At 38.6% G+C, this 21,646-nt stretch carries 18 protein-coding genes; 4 read left to right on the forward strand and 14 right to left on the reverse strand.

Features of this window, described 5'->3' with window-relative positions; genetic code table 11:
* Nucleotides 1-308 (forward strand): hypothetical protein (locus ACQKN2_RS08715; protein WP_427414624.1); only part of this gene is annotated, 308 nt, incomplete at its 5' end.
* 67 nt (nt 309-375) lie between these two features.
* Here the strand turns inward: ACQKN2_RS08715 and pyk are convergent.
* From pyk to ACQKN2_RS08750, 7 genes are all read right to left on the reverse strand, one after another.
* The gene (gene pyk / locus ACQKN2_RS08720; protein ID WP_427414625.1) at nt 376-2,136 is read right to left on the reverse strand and encodes a pyruvate kinase; all 1,761 of its coding nucleotides are present in this window, start codon (nt 2,134-2,136) and stop codon (nt 376-378) included.
* Between the two features lie 28 nt (nt 2,137-2,164).
* Nucleotides 2,165-3,124, reverse strand: a complete 960-nt coding sequence (pfkA, locus tag ACQKN2_RS08725; RefSeq protein WP_427414626.1) for a 6-phosphofructokinase — start codon at nt 3,122-3,124, stop codon at nt 2,165-2,167.
* Between the two features lie 286 nt (nt 3,125-3,410).
* A complete protein-coding gene (locus ACQKN2_RS08730; RefSeq protein WP_427414627.1) occupies nt 3,411-4,367 on the reverse strand; it encodes an acetyl-CoA carboxylase carboxyltransferase subunit alpha in 957 nt (318 codons plus the stop codon).
* Entirely contained in the window at nt 4,360-5,208 is an 849-nt protein-coding gene (gene accD / locus ACQKN2_RS08735) for an acetyl-CoA carboxylase, carboxyltransferase subunit beta (protein WP_427414628.1), read from the reverse strand. The genes ACQKN2_RS08730 and accD overlap by 8 nt, the downstream gene beginning before the upstream one ends.
* 21 nt (nt 5,209-5,229) lie before the next feature.
* A complete protein-coding gene (locus tag ACQKN2_RS08740) occupies nt 5,230-5,871 on the reverse strand; it encodes a FadR/GntR family transcriptional regulator (protein WP_427414629.1) in 642 nt (213 codons plus the stop codon).
* Between the two features lie 339 nt (nt 5,872-6,210).
* The gene (dnaE, locus tag ACQKN2_RS08745; protein WP_427414630.1) at nt 6,211-9,294 is read right to left on the reverse strand and encodes a DNA polymerase III subunit alpha; all 3,084 of its coding nucleotides are present in this window, start codon (nt 9,292-9,294) and stop codon (nt 6,211-6,213) included.
* 458 nt (nt 9,295-9,752) lie between these two features.
* Nucleotides 9,753-10,697: a DHH family phosphoesterase gene (locus ACQKN2_RS08750; protein ID WP_427414631.1), complete on the reverse strand. Its 945-nt coding sequence runs from the start codon at nt 10,695-10,697 to the stop codon at nt 9,753-9,755.
* A gap of 90 nt (nt 10,698-10,787) precedes the next feature.
* On the opposite strand from ACQKN2_RS08750, the gene ACQKN2_RS08755 reads away from it, so the two are divergent.
* Nucleotides 10,788-11,093, forward strand: a complete 306-nt coding sequence (locus ACQKN2_RS08755) for a YtpI family protein (protein ID WP_323649109.1) — start codon at nt 10,788-10,790, stop codon at nt 11,091-11,093.
* A 52-nt stretch (nt 11,094-11,145) separates the two neighbouring features.
* On the opposite strand, the gene ACQKN2_RS08760 is transcribed toward ACQKN2_RS08755, so the two are convergent.
* Nucleotides 11,146-12,453, reverse strand: a complete 1,308-nt coding sequence (locus ACQKN2_RS08760; RefSeq protein ID WP_427414632.1) for a DRTGG domain-containing protein — start codon at nt 12,451-12,453, stop codon at nt 11,146-11,148.
* 152 nt (nt 12,454-12,605) lie between these two features.
* Nucleotides 12,606-13,289, reverse strand: a complete 684-nt coding sequence (locus ACQKN2_RS08765) for a metal-dependent hydrolase (protein WP_427414633.1) — start codon at nt 13,287-13,289, stop codon at nt 12,606-12,608.
* A 274-nt stretch (nt 13,290-13,563) separates the two neighbouring features.
* Between ACQKN2_RS08765 and ACQKN2_RS08770 the strand changes: the two genes are divergently transcribed.
* On the forward strand, nt 13,564-14,652 hold the full coding sequence (locus ACQKN2_RS08770) for a M24 family metallopeptidase (protein WP_427414634.1): 1,089 nt from the start codon (nt 13,564-13,566) through the stop codon (nt 14,650-14,652).
* 862 nt (nt 14,653-15,514) lie between these two features.
* Here the strand turns inward: ACQKN2_RS08770 and ald are convergent.
* Nucleotides 15,515-16,630, reverse strand: coding sequence for an alanine dehydrogenase (gene ald, locus ACQKN2_RS08775; protein ID WP_427414635.1), 1,116 nt, complete (start codon nt 16,628-16,630; stop codon nt 15,515-15,517).
* Nucleotides 16,631-17,021: 391 nt separating this feature from the next.
* Between ald and ACQKN2_RS08780 the strand changes: the two genes are divergently transcribed.
* Nucleotides 17,022-17,471 carry a universal stress protein gene (locus ACQKN2_RS08780; protein ID WP_323649118.1) on the forward strand — a complete coding sequence of 150 codons (450 nt, stop codon included), beginning with the start codon at nt 17,022-17,024 and terminating at the stop codon, nt 17,469-17,471.
* A 491-nt stretch (nt 17,472-17,962) separates the two neighbouring features.
* Here the strand turns inward: ACQKN2_RS08780 and ACQKN2_RS08785 are convergent, their stop codons facing one another.
* The 4 genes from ACQKN2_RS08785 to sppA form a co-directional block, all read right to left on the reverse strand.
* Entirely contained in the window at nt 17,963-18,892 is a 930-nt protein-coding gene (locus ACQKN2_RS08785) for a class I SAM-dependent methyltransferase (RefSeq protein ID WP_427414636.1), read from the reverse strand.
* An 89-nt stretch (nt 18,893-18,981) separates the two neighbouring features.
* Complete coding sequence (gene tpx, locus ACQKN2_RS08790) at nt 18,982-19,485, reverse strand: thiol peroxidase (RefSeq protein WP_427414637.1); 504 nt, start codon at nt 19,483-19,485, stop codon at nt 18,982-18,984.
* A 339-nt stretch (nt 19,486-19,824) separates the two neighbouring features.
* Nucleotides 19,825-20,442: an RDD family protein gene (locus ACQKN2_RS08795; protein WP_427414638.1), complete on the reverse strand. Its 618-nt coding sequence runs from the start codon at nt 20,440-20,442 to the stop codon at nt 19,825-19,827.
* Nucleotides 20,443-20,454: 12 nt separating this feature from the next.
* Nucleotides 20,455-21,468 (reverse strand): signal peptide peptidase SppA, encoded by a 1,014-nt coding sequence (gene sppA, locus ACQKN2_RS08800; RefSeq protein WP_427414639.1) that lies wholly within the window; start codon nt 21,466-21,468, stop codon nt 20,455-20,457.
* Nucleotides 21,469-21,646 lie beyond the last annotated feature (178 nt).

The following is a 21,646-nucleotide window of genomic DNA, read 5'->3' on the forward strand; positions in this document are numbered from 1 at the left end:
TGGGGGCGTCGGGGCAACAGGATGTTGGTCACGAAGGCGTTATCACAGGACGTGATGCTTTTAGCCTTCGTTCCCCTCCCGCTTCACTCGCGTTGGCTCGCTCCAGGGTCTCGGGCCAACACGATGTTGGTCACGAAGGCTTTATCACAGGATGTGATGGTTTTAGCCTTCGTTCCTCTATCGCTGATCCCCAAGGAGTCACCCAGCCGAAACGAAGATCAACTTATACACATGACATATGTTTTAGCAAAATGTCACCTCAGATTTCGGTGATAAGCCACAAAATGCAATTTACTTCATCTTTATAAGAAAAGCTCTAGTACAATTATTTGCACTAGAGCTTTTTGTTATAGATAAAAACATTTACTAAAGAAATTAAAGAACACTTGCATGCCCTTTGTAAATAACTCCCGTTTCAGCATCCATTGTAATTTCTTGATCGTGGCGAATCAAAGTAGTGGCTTCTTTTACTCCGACGATAACAGGGATACCAAGGCTTAGTCCTACAACTGCTGCATGACTTGTAAGCCCGCCCTCTTCTGTAATAAGACCAATACAATTTTCAAGTGCTGGCATCATATCACGATCTGAACCAACCGTTACTATAATACATCCTTCTGTATCATAAGCCAGTGCCTCTGCTGCATTTTTAGCAACAACTGTTTTACCTACTACCGAAGCTTTACCGATACCTTGACCACGAGCTAATAAATCTCCGATGATGTGTACCTTCATTAAGTTAGTAGTACCCGCTTCTCCTACTGGTACACCTGCTGTAATGACAACTGCATCACCATGCGTTACAAAGCCATGTTTCAAGCTTTCATCAACAGCTAGCTCTAAAATTTCATCTGTTGTCGTAACACGTTGACAAACAACTGGGAATACACCCCAAACTAGTGTTAATGCGTGAGCTGTATTGGCCGAACCCGTTACAGCGACAATTTGTACACCAGGGCGATATTTCGCAATCATTCTAGCTGTATTACCACTTTCTGTTGGCGCAAGTACTGCCTTTACACCTAAGTTAATCGAAGTGTATGCTACTGCCTGAGAAATCGCCTCCGTCATATTTGCCTCTTTTTCACGACTACGTGTAGAGACGATGGCCTTATAGTCTAATGAATTTTCTGTACGCTGTGCGATTTTATTCATTGTTTGTACGGACTCTACTGGATAAAGCCCTGCTGCAGTTTCACCAGAAAGCATAATTGCATCTGTACCATCGATAATTGCGTTTGCTACGTCACTAGCCTCTGCTCGTGTCGGACGTGGATTACGCTGCATCGAATCTAGCATTTGTGTAGCTGTAATAACCGGTTTACCTACTTGATTACATTTTAAAATTAATTTCTTTTGTACAAGTGGTACTTCTTCCGCTGGGATTTCTACACCAAGGTCACCACGTGCTACCATTAATCCATCTGAAACTAAGATGATTTCATCGATATTATCGACACCCTCTTGATTCTCGATTTTCGGGATAATTTGAATGTGGTTACCACCATTTTGTTCAAGTAATTCTCGAATTTCGAGTACATCCTTTGCTCGACGAACGAACGAGGCTGCAATAAAATCAACACCTTGCTTAATACCGAATAAAATATCCTGCGCATCTTTTTCTGTAATTCCAGGAAGTTGTACAGAAACGCCCGGCACGTTAACACCCTTTTTATTTTTTAAAACCCCTGTATTTTCAACAATCGTATGAATAAGACCTTTTTCCATATCTTTTGCTAATACACGTAGTTGAATAAGTCCATCATCTAATAAAATAATGGAGTTTTGCTCAACATCCTCGATTAAACGATCATACGTTACAGAGAAGCTAGTTTCTGTTCCTTCAACTTCTGTCATTGAAATATCAATGACTTGCCCTGCTGCTAAATGCAATTCTCCGTTTTTCATATTGTGTGTACGAATTTCAGGACCTTTTGTGTCCAGCAAAATCCCAACTGGTTTACCTAATTTCTGTGCTACTTCGCGAATTAAGTTAATACGTACTTCATGCTCCTCATGGGAACCATGCGAAAAGTTTAAGCGGGCAACATTCATACCTGCTTCAATTAGTTTTTCTAAAATTTCTGGTGTCTCACTTGCTGGACCAATTGTACATACGATTTTTGTTTTTCTCATTTTCTGCCCACTCCGTTTTTATTCCAATTTATATTGATAGTTCTTTCATTAAAGTATATAAGCTTACATCTGCCTCATGATTTTTTTCGAAAGCCTCAGGCATATCATAGTCAATCACTTGATGATTACGGATACCTACCGCCCTGCCAGACTTTCCTTCCATTAGTAATTCAACTGCATGTGCACCGAATTGACTTGCTAGAACACGATCACGCGCAGTAGGTGAACCACCGCGTTGGATATGTCCAAGAACAGAAACACGCGTCTCTTTTCCTGTTTTTTCATATAATAGTTTTGCCAATTCATTACCAGACATGACACCTTCAGCGACAATAATAATGCTATGTTTTTTTTCACGCGCTGCACCACGATCTAAGCGTGCCACAATATCATCCAAATTATAATCTTCTTCTGGAATTAAAACTGTTTCAGCACCGGCTGCAAGACCCGCCCATAAAGCAATGTCTCCTGCATCTCGCCCCATTACCTCAACGATAAAGGAATTTTCATGGGAAGTTGCTGTATCGCGGATTTTATCAATGGATTCCACGACCGTATTTAGCGCAGTATCAAATCCTATCGTATACTCGGTTCCTGGTACGTCATTATCAATGGTTCCTGGTACGCCAACAACAGGAAAGCCTTTTTTCACTAAATCCATAGCTCCACGGTACGAACCATCTCCGCCGATAACGACTAGTCCTTCAATGCCAGCTTCACGCATATTGTCAATGCCTCGCTGCTGAACAGCGTTTTCTTTAAATTCAGGACATCTTGCAGAATTTAAATGTGTACCACCCCGTTGAATAATGCCACCTACTGAACCTAAATCAAGATTTTCCATACTTCCTTTTATTAAGCCATCATAGCCGTGCTTAATTCCGACAACATCAATTCCATGATATGCTGCCTTTCGAACGACTGCACGAATAGCTGCATTCATACCTGGCGCATCTCCACCACTTGTTAATACGGCAATTTTTTTCATTGTCGAACCTCCTGCAGATACTATTATTATTCACATTAACATGAAAAAACAAACTATGTAAGGGTTCTGGTACTACAAAAACATAACTTTTACATAAAAAATAAAAAGAATGCGCTTTCACACACTCTTTCTATTTAAAAATATCCTAAATCTAACATTTTTACGAAGTATTTGGTAATATTTTTTGCATTATTTATTCTTCCATCATTAGGTTATTTATTTATTGATGAAACAATTTTTATCTCTTTACGAGCAAATTTCCATGCCCAAAAACTTAAAAATGAATTTAAGCTTCTGTATATTGTCCAATCTTTCTGAATTTCTCATAACGGTCTTCAATTAATTGTTCACCATTTAAAGCATTCAATACTTTTAGTGTGTCGCTTATACACTCTTTTAAATAAAGTGCTTGTTTCGCTACATTGCGATGAGCTCCACCTGTTATTTCAGGGATAATTCCATCAATAACGCCAAGCTCTTTTAAGTCAGGTGCTGTTATACGCATTGCTTCTGCCGCTTGCTTTGCAAGGCTACCATCACGCCATAAAATCGACGCTGCCCCTTCCGGCGAGATAACAGAGTACGTCGAGTTCTCTAACATAAAGACACGATTTGCTACACCTAGTGCAAGTGCACCGCCACTTCCACCTTCCCCAATAACGATTGATATAACCGGTACTGTTAAGCCTGCCATTTCGACGAGGTTTCTAGCAATCGCTTCACTTTGACCGCGTTCCTCGGCTGCCTTACCTGGATAAGCACCTTTCGTATCAATAAAGCAGATAATTGGGCGCTTAAACTTTTCAGCCTGTTTCATTAAGCGTAAAGCCTTACGATATCCTTCAGGGTGTGGCATACCAAAATTTCGACGAATGTTTTCCTTTGTGGATTTTCCGCGTTGATGTCCAATAATTGTTATCGGCTGTCCCTCAAAAAAAGCAATTCCTCCAAGAATAGCCGCATCATCACCAAACGTACGATCTCCATGTAACTCAATAAAGTTTTCACATATAGCTTCTATATATTGTAAAGTTGTTGGTCGTTCTGGGTGTCTAGCAACCTGTACACGATCCCATGGCTTCATATTTGCATATATAGATTGTTCTAGCTGTGTTAGACGTGTTTCAAGCTTTTCAATTTCGCCTGTCATATCTACATCTGCCTCGGTAGCAATCGTTTTTAATTCATCAATTTTTTCACGTAATTGTACTACTGGTTCTTCAAAAGCTAAATTTTTAGACATGTTGCACGCCTCCTTTTGTATGCATTTTTACAAGCACTGCTACTTGGTTTCGTAAATCTTTTCGATGGAAGATTGCATCAAGCTGACCATGCGCTAATAAAAATTCTGCTGTTTGGAAATCATTTGGTAGTTTTTCTCTAACTGTTTCTTCGATTACACGACGACCAGCAAAGCCAATTAATGCTTGTGGTTCCGCAATATTAATATCTCCAACAGAGGCAAAGCTTGCAGAAACACCACCTGTTGTAGGATGCGTTAGTATTGAAATAAATAATAGCCCGTGATCACTATGACGTTTTAAAGCCACACTCGTTTTCGCCATTTGCATTAATGATAGTACGCCTTCTTGCATGCGCGCCCCACCACTTGCAGTAAAGATAATAAACGGTACTCCTAATTCCGTAGCTTTTTCTACGGCGCTTGTGATTTTTTCTCCGACAACGGAGCCCATTGAACCCATACGGAAATGAGAATCCATAATTGCTACAACAATTTCTACTCCATCAAGGGTTCCCAATCCTGTCAGTACAGCTTCGTTTAATCCCGTTTTTTGTTGGTCCGCTGAAATTTTTTCAACATAAGCAGGGAAATTAAGTGGATTACTTGTTTGTAAATGATCGTCCATTGAAACAAAAGAACCTTCATCTAAAAAACATGCTACACGCTCCTGTGCAGTCATTTTGAAATGATGGTCACATTTTGTACAGACTTTATGATTTTTTTCTAATTCCTTCGTTAATTGTATATGACGGCATTCTGGACATTTTGTCATAAGTCCTTCTGGAAATCCCTTTTCTTGTCCATCCTCTTTCTTTTTGCTAAATATGCTGCGTATTGCCATGTTCGTCTCCCCCTTTGTTGTCTACATGCTTTGTACAGTCTTCATCCACTGCTCGTAAGCTTGTAATGCTTCTTTTTCATAGCCAAGCTGCATCGATTTCAACATGGTTTGAATGATTATTTTTTCTTCTTCTGTTGAGTTTCGATTTAAACGGTCACCATCATAAGCTGCTAATTGAAACCAGACTTTTAGTGAAAGACGATTTCCCGCCGTGATGATTATTTCTCGTAATACATCTCGACAATTAATCGTACCTTCTATCTCTAGCTTTACAAAAAAACTGTCCCACACAGGTAGTGTTCGCAGAGTCTCTGTACAACTTATTACGCGAATGGCTTCCTTTTCATGAATTTGTCGCGTTAATTCGACATCCTTTTTTGATTTTTCATCTTCTAATATAAACATCGACAGTATTTCTACGAGCTGATGCTTATGTGTGGAAGCTAGGAACGTACCTCCCCCATGTTTCGTTTCAATAAGACCTAACAATTCTAAGCTTCGCAATGCCTCTCTCACGGAGGATCGCCCGACACCTAGACGCTCTGAAAGGACTCGTTCAGAAGGTAGTTTTTCTCCAGCCTGTATTTCTTCCATTTTAATAAGTTGTCGTAATTGTTGGACGATATCTAAAAACACTTTCTTTTGCTCCGTTTTTTTATCCATACGATCAACTCTCCTTACTATTAATTTCGCCTTGGCGTAATTACGTCCGGATTTTGAATTGTGCCCGGGCCTGCACAAGGGCCGACACGATATCGGTCATTTCGGTAATGCCACAGGACGTGGCGTTCTTAGACTGAGTTCTTCTATTTCAGTTGTGTTTGGAAAAGGAACTATATCCACTTTCGTTACAAAACTAGCAGAAATGGTGTTTTTTACTGAATGAAGATAAAAGTGGTCTGGCCACTTTTAAACATTGACTATAGCTTACAAAATAACTGTTAAAAAGTAAAGAAAAAACTGCATAAAAAATTTATGCAGTTTCTAAAATTTTCTTCAATTTCATATTCTTTTCGTCGCTTGCGCATGTTTTACTTTCACTTGAGGTCTACCAAAGCGTTTTTCAAGTGTCCCCTCAATATAAAGCAATTCATCTTCAAGTAACAGCTCTTGAACAAGATGAAAAACCTGTGGGAATAAAGTTACAGATACCGTCCCAAACTCATCCTGAAGCTGAACAAAGGCCATTTGCTCACCTTTTTTTGTGCGTATTTTTTTTACTTCTTCTATCATGCCAATCATTTTTACATATGTTCCGTCACGCGCTTGTTTTAACTCTCGGCACGTACTATTTACTTCATTCCAAAAAGTTCTTTCCTCTGTGACCGGATGGGCTGATATATAAAAACCAAGACTTTCCTTTTCATGTAGCAATTTTTCCTTTTGTGGCATCGCTTCCACTTCCATATACTTTGGCTTACCAAAGCTAAAGGTAGTAGTCGATTCAATATCAATATCCTCAGTCGGTCTTAGCAATTCTGCATGCTTCAAAGCTGCCTCCAATGTCGCTATCAGTACAGCACGATCTTTATCTAAATAATCGAGAGCCCCTGCGAAAATTAAAGACTCCATTACTTTTGGTTTAAAATGCTGTGCACTTAAAGCAACTGCCAAGTCAAATAAATTATCCAATGCTTCTGGTTTCGCTTGGCGTAAGGCGTATACTTTTTCTATAAATGTATAGGGGACACCCTTTATTCCGGATAAGCTATAGCGAATTCCATCCTTCTCAACAGTAAAATATTTTGTACTTTGTTTTAATGATGGAGGGAAAAATGAAATCCCTTTCTCTTTTGCCTCATTCTCAAGCTGCAGAATTTTTTCCACATTCCCTGTTGCATTTGATAATAACGCAGTATAAAAACTTTGCGGGAAATGTGCCTTTAAATAGGCCATTTGGTAGGAAATAACGCTATATGCGACAGCATGGCTTTTAGGGAAACCATAGTCTGCAAAGCGTACAATTAATGCATACAATTCTTCCGCCACATGGACGTCAAAGCCTTGCTTCATTGCTCCATCTACAAATGCAGTACGTTGCTCCTCTAATACTTGACGATTTTTCTTACTTACCGCTCGACGCAATAAATCCGCTTGTCCCATCGTAAATCCAGCCATCACCGAGGCAATTTGCATGATCTGTTCTTGATAAACTATGACACCAAATGTCTCTCGTAAAATGGGCTCTAATGCTGGATGAGGCATAGTAACCGATTCCCTTCCTGCTTTCCGTCTAGCATACATCGGAATAAAATCCATCGGACCAGGTCGATACAACGCATTGACTGCTACTATATCTAAAAAATGGGTTGGTTGAATATCACGTAAAGCTTGCTTCATGCCTTCCGATTCTAATTGAAAAATCCCTAATGTATCTCCCATTTGAAGAAGTTGAAATGTTTTTTCATCTTGCATCGGTATAAGCTCAAACTCTATCCAAGGACCACCGGCTTTATAAATTGACCAACGCACTTGCTCTAAAATTGTCAGGTTGCGCAATCCTAAAAAATCCATTTTGACAAGTCCACAGGCTTCTACATCTCCCATCGGCCATTGCGTACAATATATTCCATCATGCCCTTCTTCAATCGGTATCGTATTAACTAATGGTGAAGGTGACAGCACAATTCCTGCGGCATGAGTGGAAGAATTTCTTGGCACTCCTTCAAGTTTTAACGCCACCTCAAACCAACGACGATGTTTTTCATCCTCAGCTAACCAGCCTTGTAAGCCTTGCGATTCGGCAACTGCTTTTTGCAATGTTATTCCAGGTTTATTTGGAATCATTTTTGAGATTTTCTCCAACGTTTCAGCGTCAAAACCAAAAACACGCGCAACATCTCTAGCAACTGCCTTTGCAGATAAAGTGCCAAACGTAATAATTTGCGCCACATTTGCCTTTCCATATTTCTGGGCGACGTAGTGGATGACTTTTTGTCTTTTACTGTCGACAAAGTCGATATCGATATCTGGCAGTGTAACACGTTCCGGGTTTAAAAATCGTTCAAATAATAAGCCGTAAACTAATGGATCTACTTGCGTAATAGATAAGCTATAAGCTACAAGAGAACTTGCTGATGATCCACGACCAGGACCTGTTAAAATACGATTTTCTTTAGCAAAGTGCATAAAGTCTGCAACAATTAAAAAATAATCCGCAAAGCCCATTGAACAAATAATCTCAAGCTCGTATTGAAGTCGCTCCTTATAAACTTGAGGAATCTCTGCTTGCTTTAATCGTTCTGCCAATCCTGCAAAAGTCTCTTTGACAAGCAAACTTTCAGCTGTTTCACCTGTAGGCACAGGAAATTTAGGCATTTGTACGTGCATTTCAGGAATTTCCGCCGTACAACTAGCTAACATCATTGCACTAGACTCAAGCCATTCTGGATGATCCGTAAACCAATTTCGCCATTCCTCTTCTGTTGGGGCGAAATAACCTTGTAAATGAGCTGATAGCATTGTATCGGTAAGCTTTTCTCCTGAATCTATTGCTCTTGCAACCTCAAAGGCAAAATGATCTTCTGGGCGTAAAAAATAACAGCTTTGGGAGGCAACCAGCGTGATATTCATAGTTTCACACCATGCTACAAATGTTTCTTCTTTTTCAGCTATCATTCCAGCTGGTCTTGCTATACCCATAAATAAATACTTACCAAATACCCTGTTTAAAGCACTTGCTACTTCTGTCCAATCCTCAATTTCTACTAAATCATCCGAAGAAAGTAATGCCACACAACCCGCCGCATATCCTTCTAGCCATTTCCACGGAAGCGCATCATCCTCTCTAATCGAAACTGCACTACTAATCTTTAAAAGATGCTGGTAACCTTCTTGCGTCTGAGCATATAGCACAAGTGGAACCTTTCTATCTTGCCACTGTACGTTTATCGAGAGCCCTAATACAGCATGAATATTCGCTTGCTGCAATGCTTTACAAAAAGGCAAAAGCCCGTACAATTTTGAATTGACGATTGCACAGGCCTGAGTATTTTGCTCTTGTAAAAAAGGGATCAATTGTTCAAGCCGAATCGTACTTTGCAATATATCCGCACTCGTATGCATTTTCGTGTATACATGTGTCAAGTGAATCCCTCCCTTTCTAGGTATTGAAAAATGTTAATTTCAAAGCTTTATGATTATTACAGAAGAACATTCTTATTCTATTGAGTTTGCAAATAATAACCAAATATCGGATGATTACCATGATGAGTCGTTGATTTCCGTTCCGGCTAGGCGCTTTGTTGCTGACGCTTCGCTTTCGCACAGATAAAACATTTGCCGCTGACGCTTCGCTTTCGCGCAGAGCTTCCTGGGGGCGTCGGGGCAACAAATGTTTTCTGTGCGAAAGCGCAGTGCAACGTAGCGGCAGCAACAGGATGTTGGTCACGAAGGCGTTATCACAGGATGTGATGCTTTTAGCCTTCGTTCCTCAATTGCTGATCCCCAAGGAGTCGCCCAGCCGTAACGAAGATCAACTTATATATGGCATACGCTTAACAAATGTCATCCACAAATTTTAGCGAAGAGCCCAATATTCATGTTTATTGATATGATTTACAAATTTCCTGTAATCTCGTTTTAACATGGTTTGCTTCTTCCCATGAGTAAGCTGTAGCCCCTGAAGCGAGCGGATGTCCACCACCATTAAATTCCTTCGCCAAAGTGTTAATAATAGGGCCTTTTGAGCGTAAACGTACACGAATCTGATCGACCTCTTCAATGAAGACCACCCATGCACAAATACCTTTCACACTTCCAAGACAGCCAACTAACAAGGAAGCCTCTGACGGTACAACATTGAATTCTGCCAGCAATTCCTTTGTCAGCTTGATATGTGCTGCTCCGTACTCATCCATTTTGAAATTTTGATATATATAGCCCTGTAAATTTAACAGCTTTTGTTCCATTTCATACATTCCATCAAAAATTTGATTTCGATCAAAATTATATGCAATAAGCTCCCCTGCAATTTTAAACGTTTTTACGGTCGTGCTAGGGAATTGGAAACGTCCTGTATCCCCTACAATACCAGCAAATAATAATCTTGCTGAGGCATCAGGTAGCATCCAGTTTGCTACTTGTTTCCCTTCCTCAAAAAGCTCATAAATCATTTCACTACAAGAGCTCGCATTCGTATCTACCCATAGTAAATCACCATACGCATCATCATTTGGATGATGATCTATTTTAATGATCATTTTACCTTTTATATAGCGTTGATCGTCCACACGTTCTGTATTTGCCGTATCTGTCACAATAACTAAAGCATTATCGTAAATTGCATCTGTAACATCATCTGGATTTGCTAAAAATGATAATGATTCATCATGCTCACCTACAGCAAAAACCTTCTTTTCCGGATAATTTGCTAAAATAAGCTCTTTTAAGCCTTGCTGAGATCCATAAGCGTCTGGATCTGGGCGCACATGGCGATGAATAATGATTGTTTCATATGAAGCAATTGTGTCGATGATTTGTCTTTTCAAATTAATTTCCCCCAACTTGATAGTAATAACCGTTAGCATTTTTCTTCAATAATCGTTACAATAATGACTAGTTATGCTAGGAGGTTTACTATGATCAATTTAATATTTGTGTTTGCAATAATCATATCATTTGTTTTTTATTTTTATTTTAAAACAAAACAGTTCCGTTCCCCATTACCAATTGCTAAAAATTGGTACAAAAGCAAGGCTAATGTAAGTCTTGGTGTATTTATTCTTTTATTTGGTTTAAACCAGGCATATTTATTCCCTGGGTTATATACATTTATTATTGTAGCAATTCTTGTCGTTTTAGGCATCTTTGTTATTATCGAAAATACTAAGAAGGTTCGTCACTACGGTCAATTTGTTGAAGAAGAGTACCGTATTAACCAATAAAAATGAAAGGGATGGTCTAGCATTTGCCCTAGACCATCCCTTTTTCTGTTTTTTAACGTTCCAGTAGTTGGAACATCATCATTGCCTTCCCAACAAGCATTTGTTGATTAAACACTTCGAAGTCCATTTTCACAAACTTACGACTCATGTCTAATATTCGTGGCTTTACAGTAAGTGTGCTTTCCATTTGCACAGGCTTGATGAAATAAATCGTCATGTTTTCGGCAACTGCATCCCCACGTTTACGACGCTTTAAAGAGAATGAACCAACTTCCGCTAACAAAGTTGTAAATGCTCCATAAGAAATTGCCCCATATTGGTTTGTCATTTGAGGGGTTACTTTGAATTCTACGATTAATTCTTCATCGCCAAGCACCTTCATCTCATTTTTCACTAAATCATCAATCGTTTCACCATGCTGTGGTTGTCTTTGAGCAAGCTGAAGCGCCTTTAGTACATCTTGTCGACTAATTACACCTTGCAAAATATTATCATCATCGACAATTGGTAACAGGTCAATCCCTTCCCAAATCATACGATGTCCTGCAGAAGCAACACTCATTTTCATCGATCCAGCAATCGGATTTTTCGTCATAACCTTTTCAATAAGCTCGTTTTCTTCGCGACCAATAACGTCTTTTACTGTAATCATCCCAACAAGCTTATTGTTTGCTGTCACAACAGGAAATGCACCATGAGTTGTTCGTTCATTTAGCTTGTGGAAATGTTGAATTGTTTCATCATTTCGAAGAACAGAAGTATCAGTCATCGGCACAAAAATATCTTCAATAAATAAAATATCTTTTTTGATTAATTGGTCATAAATTGCGCGGTTAATCATTGTTGCCACAGTAAAGGTATCATAGCTTGTTGAAATGATCGGTAAGTCCAGGGAATCTGCAAGTAACTTGTTTTCCTCAGTTGTATCAAAGCCCCCTGTAATTAAAACAGCTGCACCCTCTCGAAGTGCATTTTCATGTGCTTTAATACGGTTACCAACGATGAGCAAGCTTCCTGCATCTGTATAACGCATCATATCTTCTAATTGCATGGCGCCAATAACAAACTTCGTTAATGTTTTATGTAGACCTGTTTTCCCACCTAAAACTTGGCCGTCTACAATATTAACGATTTCAGCGAAAGTTAATCGCTCAATATTTTCTTTCTTTTTCTTCTCAATACGAATTGTTCCAACACGTTCAATAGAGCTTACTAAACGGCGATTTTCCGCTTCTTTAATAGCACGGTATGCCGTTCCTTCACTCACCTGCATTTCCTTTGCAATTTGACGTACTGAAATTTTATCACCTACGGGTAATGATTCGATGTATTGTAAAATTCTTTCATGTTTTGTAGACAAAATATCACCTATTTCTCAATCATCAATTCTGCTCTTAGTGTACCATATTTTTTATGATAATATTTAATATAAAGTGATGAATTTGTTTTACTTTCCCCATCGTTTCAACTACGCACGTGGTGCCAACTCATATAGTACAGCAGTGTCGCTGATTAGGAACAGTTTACTTTTTCACCTGCTTTTAAAATTTGAACCTCTGCATTTTGCACTAAATCTGCAAAAATTTGTGGATCCTGCTCGATTGGAGGGAATGTATTGTAATGAACTGGAACGACAATTTTCGGCTTCAAAAATGACACTGCACAAGCCGCATCTTCTGGACCCATCGTAAAATTATCACCAATTGGTAAAAATGCAATGTCGATAGGATGGCGTTCTCCGATTAATTTCATATCACTAAACAAAGCTGTATCCCCTGCATGATAAATTGTTAATCCTTCGATAAATAATAAAATTCCAGCAGGCATTCCCATATAAATAATTTCGTTATTTTCAGTTACATACGACGAACCGTGGAAAGCTTGCGTAAATTTCACTTTACCAAAATCAAATTCCTTGGCTCCCCCGATATGCATTGGGTGAGTTTTCACTCCTTGCCAAGAAACCCAATTGGCTAGCTCATTTGGCGCAATGACAAGTGCATCTTTTTTCTTTGCAAGCTCCACTGTATCACCGACATGATCATTATGGCCATGTGTAAGTAAGATTATATCCGGTGCTTCCTCAGCAACCTTTAAATCTGTTTGCCCATTCCCATTAATGAATGGATCTATCAAGATTGTTTTCCCATTTGATTGAATTTTGACAACAGAATGTCCATGATAACTAATTTCCATCTAAGTTTCCTCCCTGCGGTACATATTGTTCTACATCATTTTTATTCGCTATCCATGCGTTTTTTCCCTTTTTTTGATATGCTTGTACAGAGAATAATAGATTCTTCCCGAACAAATCTATACCTTGTGGGGGGACAATTATTCATTCGTACAAAATTGAAGCATCGAATTAGAGTTTATAGATCGCTCAAAAGTCGAAGCCTCATCCCGGTTATGCTATTAGTTTAGCCAAGCACATGGAAATTTTTCAGTGCAATAAGAGGAGGAACTGTTTATGTCAAAGGTTAAAGAAATTCAAAGCTATTTACAACAAAACCAAATTGATGCCGCTTTCGTAACGACACCAGACAATGTTTTTTACGTTTCAGGCTTTAAAAGTGATCCACATGAGAGATTACTAGGCGTGATGATTTTTAAAGAGGCAGAACCTTTTTTAATTTGTCCAAAAATGGAGATCCCAGATGCGAAGGCTGCAGGTTGGTCTTATGAAGTCATCGGTCACCAAGATACTGAAAACTCCATGGAAGTTCTTGCACAAGCGATAAAAGCTCGTAATGTTAACCCACAAACGTTTGCTATTGAAAAAGGTCAACTTATTGTAGAGCGTTTAGAAGCCCTACAACAATCATTTCCGCAGGCAAGTTTTGTCCGTCTCGATGAAAAAATCAATGCTATGCGCGTAATTAAAGAGGAAATTGAATTAGAAAAATTACGTAAAGCTGCAGCACTAGCTGACTATGCTATTGAAATCGGCTGTAAAGAAATCGCTGAAGGCAAAACAGAAATGGAAATCTTAACAGCGATAGAAAGTGCTATTCAGGATAAAGGCTGCAAGATGTCCTTTGAGACAATGGTATTGAGCGGTCCAAAAACAGCCTCTCCACATGGTAAACCAGGTGCTCGAAAAATAGAAAAAGGCGATATGATCTTATTCGACCTTGGCGTAATTTACGATGGTTATTGTTCTGACATTACACGTACAGTTGCCTTTGGTGAACCGAGTGAGGCACAAAAGGAAATTTACAACACAGTACTATCTGCTAACACAAATGCTATTGCAGCAGTGAAACCAGGTGTTCGTGCAATGGATTTAGATAAAATCGCTCGTGATACTATTACTGAAGCAGGCTATGGCGAATATTTCACACACCGACTTGGTCATGGACTCGGCATTTCTGTACATGAATTCCCATCTGTTACAGGCGCAAATGAAATGACTATGGAAGAAGGCATGGTCTTCACAATTGAGCCAGGCATCTATAAATCCGATGTGACAGGTGTCCGTATTGAAGATGATGTAGTAGTAACAAAAGACGGGGTAGAAATACTAACAAAATTCCCAAAAGATTTGATTGTGCTGTAAGTTTATTTAAGGAAAAGGAAGCAACCAACATGGTGCTTCCTTTTTTAGTATCAACTTTTGAGTTTTATCGGAACACTTTTACGTTTTATCGCCCAACTTTTGAATTTTATCGATTAACTTTCACGTTTTATTACCCAACTTTTGAATTTTATCGACATCCACCTGCCAAAGAGCAAAAAAGGATTCATACACGAAACTGTGTGTGAATCCTTTTACTTTATTATGTCGCCCAGCCTCCACTCCAATCAACTACTTCACATAGCATGCATCTTCTGGCATGGCATTTTAATTTATAGTTATAAAAAAATACAGCAAATGTTATTTGTGCGAAAACATAGTGCTAACGTTGCGGCAGCACTAACAGTTGTACAATTACGTCCCTGTTATAAGTCGCATAGTGTTTACTTTTAAAATGAATAAAATTTATAAAAGTTCTACACTATCGCTGATTGGAGTGGAAGGCTACTCGACTCCCGTGGGAAAGCGAGACAGACGAGACCCTGAGGCCAACATGATGTTGGTCACGAAGGCATTGTCACAGGACGTGACGCATTTAGCCTTCGTTCCTTTAGCGGAGGAAGCGGCTCGACGCTCGCCCACAGGAAGCTCTGCTCTGCGCGAAAGCGAAGCGTCAGCGGCAAATGTTTTATCTGCGCGAAAGCGAAGCGTCAGCGGCAAATGTTTTATCTGTGCGAAAGCGAAGCGTCAGCAACAAAGCGAGTAGCCTGGAACGGAAATCAACCCTCATTTTGTATGAGCCTTACCTTATTTAATAGGACACCCTAATTTCATTGCCACAATAGTTATTCAACAACATAAAAGGAAGCAACCATAAACATGGTGCTTCCTTTTGTTATTTTACTTATTGAATTAATTCATCAACATTTACATATGGCAAACCTTGCGAATCTGCAACAGCCTTGTAAACAAGATGTCCATCTATAGTATTAACACCTAGTTTCAATGCAGCGTTTTCAACACATGCTTGTCTGTAACCCTTATTAGCAATTTGAAGTGCATAAGGAATTGTATTATTTGTTAAAGCAATAGTTGATGTACGTGGTACAGCCCCTGGCATATTTGCTACTGCATAATGCACAACTCCATGCTTTACATAAGTTGGATCATCATGTGTCGTCACTCGATCAGATGACTCAAAAATACCGCCTTGGTCAATAGCAATATCGACTACTACTGAGCCTGGTTGCATTGACTGAATCATTTCCTCAGAAACAAGCTTTGGTGCTTTAGCTCCAGGAATTAAAACAGCTCCCACTACTAAATCTGAGTTTTTCACTGATTCTGCAATATTATAAGGATTGGACATTAATGTTTGAACATCACGGCCAAATAAATCTTCTAATTGACGTAAACGCTCTGGGCTTAAATCAATAACCGTTACATCAGCACCCATTCCGACAGCTATTTTCGCCGCATTTGTTCCAGCTATACCGCCACCGATCACTGTAACTTTACCACGTGGCACACCTGATACGCCACCTAGTAAAATACCTTTACCTTCATGATTTTTCTCTAAGAATTGTGCACCAATTTGCGTTGCCATTTTACCAGCAACTTCACTCATTGGTGTTAAAAGCGGTAAAGAACCATTTGTTAATTGCACTGTTTCATATGCAATGCCTACAACTTTTTTATTTAAAAGTGCCTGCGTTAATTCAAGCTCTGGCGCTAAATGTAAATAAGTAAATAAGATTTGACCTTCATAGAAATAATCGTATTCTGAAGCTACAGGTTCCTTTACTTTCATGATCATTTCTTGCGCCCATGCTTCTTTTGCTGTATCCACAATATGAGCGCCTGCAGCAAGGTAGTCTGCATCTGTAAAACTTGAGCCTAAACCTGCTCTAGTTTCAATGTACACTTCATGACCTGAATTTGTTAATGTAACAACCCCTGCTGGTGTCATGGCTACACGATTTTCATTGTTTTTAATCTCTTTTGGAATACCAATCTTCATCTTCCCTATCCCCTTCCATTACCTAAAAAATAAGCACATTTTGTTCCATACACTTTGATGTATTGATGCACCCCTTGCATTTCCATATTACCAAACATAAACAAAAAATGCTTTAATTAAAATAATAATAGATAAAATTAACAATATTCTTATAATGCTAAATATGCTAATTAGTTAGGTGGCAATTTTCCAACATTTATGTTTCTTCGAAAATAAAAGGCTGAACAGTATTCTAGACGAGAACTTAAAGGAATGTGAATCACCCCATGTTCTGATGAAAAACAAAACCACTGTAAACGCCTTCATTTTTTCACATTTTTCTTCAGGAAAGTATTTCCTTTAGAAAATCATTTGGTATAATCAACATATACAAATCAGGGAGGTAATTCAAATGGCTAATAAATATAAAAGCATTGTAGTTGCAGTAGACGGTTCAAAGGAAGCTGAATACGCTTTCCGTAAATCGATTGACGTAGCAAAACGTAACGATGGTGCTGTATTAAATTTAGTAAATGTTATCGACACACGTTCTTTCGCTGCTATTGAAGCATATGACCGTTCGATTGCAGAGCGTGCTCAAGCATTCTCTGAAGAGCTATTAAATGGTTACAAAAAGCAAGCTGAAGAAGAAGGCTTAACAAATGTTAACCTTGTAATTGAATATGGCTCACCAAAAAATATCATTACAAAAGAGCTTTCTAAAATTGTAGACGCAGACTTAATCATCTGTGGTGCAACTGGTTTAAATGCAGTAGAACGCTTCCTAATCGGGTCAGTTTCTGAAGCTATTGTACGCTCAGCTAAATGTGACGTACTTGTTATCCGTACACCTGAAAATTAATTTTGTATTACATAAAAGGTATCCAATTTTGGATACCTTTTTCTTATTGTTAAAACTATTATGTCAATGGGATTAAAGAGTCGTAAGGCTAAAATTGATGGTTCCGCACCACGGAGTGAGCTGACAATCTGAAGCCAAAAAAGTACTAAAAGCTATTCAACACTCATTTAGGTTTTCAACACTTCGCTTTTGTACACGCTAAGTGAATTGGTTGATTGGAGTGGAGACTGGGCGACTCCTTGGGGATCAGCGATAGGGGAACGAAGGCTAAAAGCATCACGTCCTGTGATAACGCCTTCGTGACCAACATCGTGTTGGCCCAAACGGCTCATCGGACGCCCCCAGGAAAGCGCCCAGTCGGAACGGAAATCAACCCTCTCGTTTTTGCGGCGACTCGAAGTGAAACCAACGTTTACATTGATACTCATTATTTTATATTTATTTTCTTATCGACAAACTAAAAGGTATCCAATATTGGATACCTTCTTTACTTATTTCCCTTCTTGCCACATCTTCACTTTTTCAAAGAACATAGCTAGAGCTTGTTTATTTTGCATATTTGGTACTTTTGCTAATAGCACCTCTTTTGGAGCTTTGAAATCGTTACCTTGCTTTTGTAAAATGACAATGCTCTTTTCAAGTGCTTTATTGGCGAACATTGTATCTGGCAATTGAATAATTGCTTGAATCCAAGCATGCTTTTGAATGTATTTATGCAGTTGTTTCGACTGCTCAGATTCGAAAAGATGAGTTGGAGCTAAGAAAAATAAATAGCCTCCATCCTTTGTGTAGTTAATGGACTGCTCAATAAATAAGTGATGTGCATAACTCAATCCTTCTGAAGGACATAGTTCATAATCTAATGCGATATCTTCATTTGGATAATATCCGACTGGTAAATCACAAACAATAGCATCTGCAGGACTTACTAATAAATCTTGTAACGCATCTTGACGGTATAAAGAAACAGGCTGCTCTGTCAAATCAGCTGTAGCAGCAGCTATACGAATAAGTAGTTCATCAACCTCTACACCTGTTGCCTCTATTTTCTCGTCTAATAAATTCATAACTGTTAGGAGTAAATTCCCTGTACCTACTGCAGGATCTAAAATCGAAATTTTTTCGGTTTTTAGACGATCTGCATATAGTTGCTCTACAAAATAACCAACTAATAATCCAAGAGTATCCGGTGTCATTTGGTGATTCGGCTGAGAACCTTTTCGCATCCCCTTTAAAACAGCAATTTGAATCGCTTTGCGCACATCTTCCTTAGTAGCACCGTCTTGTGAAAAATCAACTTCCCCATCTAGCCATGCTTCTAAGCCATCTAGAATACCCTCTAGCAATGTAACATTATGTTCTTTTTCTATCTTTTCAGCATGTTCATTTAGCATACCAAACAACTTCTCGATATTTTCCATACATAACTTCCTTTCACACAGAAAAGAGCCGTGACAAAAACTTGTCACAGCCCCTTTGTCTAGTAATATCTTAGCCTAAAATCAATAAATTATGCTAGTGCTTTGACAGCTGCAATTGCCGCTTCATAGTTTGGATGGTCTGTTGCTTCAGGAACATATTCCACATATGTCACTTTGTCATTTGCATCCACAACAAATACTGCACGTGTTAGAAGACGTAGCTCTTGAATATAGACACCATATGCTTCACCAAATGACAGGTCACGGTGATCTGAAACTGTTTGAACAGCATCAATACCCGCTGCTCCACACCAACGTTTTTGAGCAAATGGAAGGTCAACAGATACTGTATAGATCACTACATTATCACCTAAGCCAGCTGCTGCTTCATTAAAACGACGTGTTTGCGCATCGCATACACCAGTATCCAATGATGGTACAACGCTAAATAAACGAATTTTTCCCTCTGAATCTTTTAATGTAACAGCTGACAGGTCATTCGCTAATATAGTGAAATCTGGTGCTTGATCTCCAACCTTTACTTCGTTCCCTATAAGTGTTACTGGACCATTTTTAAATGTTACTTGTGCCATATAAACGCCTCCTAATCTTCATATGTACATAATATTACTAAATGGAGGGAATTAATTGCAACTGAGACAGCTTATCAAAAATAGTTTTGAAAAATCTTTTCGCACCTATTCTGCCATGTTTACTTAAAGTTGCATCATTTTCCAAGTTCATCACCATAATGTAGAGTTGATTTTCGTTCCGACTGAGTGCTTTCCTGTGGGCGTCAACCTTTACTCCAATCAACTTTATACACGGATTACGTAAATGTCATCCCAACTTTTGGAGATAATCGATTTCTCAACTAACAAATCATGAATCAAAAATAAAGAGCCGTCTCTGTAATGAGACAGCTCTAGCTATTATTCTTCGTTTTTTCCCTCTAGCTTTTCAGGTTCTGATTTCTCCTCTAGAGATACAGGTTCAGTCTTTTCCTCTTTCATTGGCAAAGAAGGTTCCACAATATTTTTTTCTATATATATTTTTTCATGAACGACAGTTGTATCCGCGAAAAAATCATGTAGGCCTTGATTGTTCGGTAAAATGCCTACAAGAATATAAAGTGGCACAAAAATGCTATTGATGATACGCCCGATCCAATCACGGAATAACACATCTGACCAAGTCAGCTTCTCATGCTTTAATGAAATAACACGTAATCCAAATATCATTTTCCCTAATGTTTGCCCAAAAAATCCCGTCATTAACACGAAATAGCTGTAATAGAAAATAGCGGATATAATCGAAATGGGTGCATACCACACTGTTTCAGATAATGACCAATCCATTAAATAAAAAATTGGGTTAACGAGAATTCCACCTACTGCTGTAATAATTAATCCGTCTATTAAAAATGCCCAAAAACGGATCCAAAAGCCTGCCGTTTTTAATGCATAATTTTTATTCGTAATTGGCCTATCTATTAGGAGAGCATTCTCTATAGAGGATGACCCTTGCATAACAATTTCATTGTTTGTCATTGTACTCCCTCCTTAGTATTCGCCATATAAGTACATCATTTTAGGTGCTTTATAGTCCGCCATAATTTTCATCAGCATTTTTTCCTCTGCTGATGGACCAAATACGGATCCAATTTTCATCCCAACATATGATTGCCAGCCACCAACATCATATGAATACTCAAATAATGCTGCGTCCTCTAAACCAAAGTCTTTACGCAATGCAGTAATTGCTGCTTCTTCATCACCAATCTCATCAACTAAGCCTGCTTCAAGAGCCTTCTTACCACTAAGAATTCGACCATCAGCCACTTTTTTCACATCTGGTTCTGACATATTACGTCCTTTTGCAACAATACCAACGAATTCTTGATACGTTTCATTAATCATGTCTTGCATCATAGCACGCTCTTCTGGTGTCACTTCACGCATTGGACTAAGCATATCCTTATGTTCACCAGATTTAAACGTTTCATATTTAACACCAACTTTTTCTGCTAATGCCTGATAATTAATTGATTGCATAATGACACCAATCGAACCTGTAATTGTATCACGTTGCGCAAATATTTTATCTGCAGGTGCTGAAATGTAATAACCACCTGAAGCTGCCATCGAATCCATAGATACATAGATTGGAATTTGTCGCTCTTCTTTAATTTTCAACAGTTTTTTATATATTTCTGCTGATTCCTTGACACCGCCACCTGGTGTATTAACACTTAAGACGATACCTTCCACAGTCTCATCATATAAAATACTATCTAATTGATGTAAGAAAAATTGGTGATCATAAGAAACTGGTTGCCATAATGAACTTGAGCCAACATCTTGAATCGTACCATCAACCTTTAAGTATGCTATACGTTTATCCATATTGCCGTCTTCTTTAACCTCTTCCATTACCGTCAAGTCGTTTCCAGCCACTAAGCTATCAAAATTGCTAAAGAAATCTGATTTAAATATTGCAAAAACAGTGTTGATTCCTAATGAAAATACTAATAGCACACCTGCAATTATTAAAGCAGCCCACCTTTTACCATTCATATCTTTCCGCCTCCTCATAACGTTATACGATTGATATCCTAATTTGTTTCATACTTATTGCAATAATATGGCCTATCGCCATAACACGGGGTTGATCTCCAACACTTTGCAAAAGCTTTAACTTATCCAACCTATAATAATACATTACCTAATATAAAAAAAAAATCAAAGTTCATAA

Origin of the sequence: Lysinibacillus sp. NPDC093688, assembly GCF_050280145.1 — a bacterium.
Lineage (GTDB): Bacteria > Bacillota > Bacilli > Bacillales_A > Planococcaceae > Lysinibacillus > Lysinibacillus xylanilyticus_B.